Here is a 1,019-nt window from a genome sequence, read left to right on the forward strand (position 1 = left end):
ATCACCGCGACGCCGCCGGCCAGCTTGGCCAGCCGCTCCTGCAGCTTCTCGCGGTCGTAGTCGGAGGTCGTCTCCTCGATCTGCTGCTTGATCTGCGCCACGCGGCCCTGGATCTCGTCCTTCGAGCCGGCGCCGTCGACGATGGTGGTGTTCTCCTTGTCGATGGTCACCTTCTTGGCGCGGCCCAGCATGTCGAGCGTCACGTTCTCGAGCTTGATGCCGAGGTCTTCCGAGATGGCGGTGCCGCCGGTCAGGATGGCGATGTCCTGCAGCATCGCCTTGCGGCGGTCGCCGAAGCCGGGCGCCTTGACGGCCGCCACCTTGAGGCCGCCGCGCAGCTTGTTGACGACCAGCGTGGCGAGCGCCTCGCCCTCGACGTCCTCGGCGATGATCAGCAGTGGCTTGCCCGACTGCACGACCGATTCCAGCACCGGCAGCATGGCCTGCAGGTTGGACAGCTTCTTCTCGTGGATCAGCACATAGGGATCGTCGAGCTCGACGCGCATCTTCTCCTGGTTGGTGACGAAATAGGGGGAGAGATAGCCGCGGTCGAACTGCATGCCCTCGACCACCTCGAGCTCGGTCTCGAGCGACTTGGCCTCCTCGACGGTGATGACGCCCTCGTTGCCGACCTTTTCCATCGCGTCGGCCAGGAAGCGGCCGATGTCGGCATCGCCATTGGCCGAGATGGTGCCGACCTGGGCGATCTCGGCGTTCTGCGAGATCTTGCGGGCGTTCTTCCTGAGCTCGGCGACGATCGCGCCGACGGCCAGGTCGATGCCGCGCTTGAGGTCCATCGGGTTCATGCCCGACGCGACCGCCTTGGCGCCCTGGCGCACGATCGCCTGGGCGAGCACGGTCGCCGTCGTGGTTCCATCGCCGGCCACGTCGTTGGTCTTCGAGGCGACCTCGCGGACCATCTGCGCGCCCATGTTCTCGAACTTGTCCTCGAGCTCGATCTCCTTGGCGACGGTGACGCCGTCCTTGGTGATGCGCGGCGCGCCGAACGACTTGTCGAG

The 1,019-nt window shown here is 66.3% G+C and carries 1 protein-coding gene; it reads right to left on the reverse strand.

From position 1 onward, the window contains the following. Nucleotides 1–1,019 (reverse strand): chaperonin GroEL (gene groL, locus N1F89_RS20590; RefSeq protein WP_290086375.1); only part of this gene is annotated, 1,019 nt, incomplete at both ends.

This window comes from Aquibium sp. A9E412 (genome assembly GCF_030398335.1).
In the GTDB taxonomy this organism is placed as follows: domain Bacteria; phylum Pseudomonadota; class Alphaproteobacteria; order Rhizobiales; family Rhizobiaceae; genus A9E412.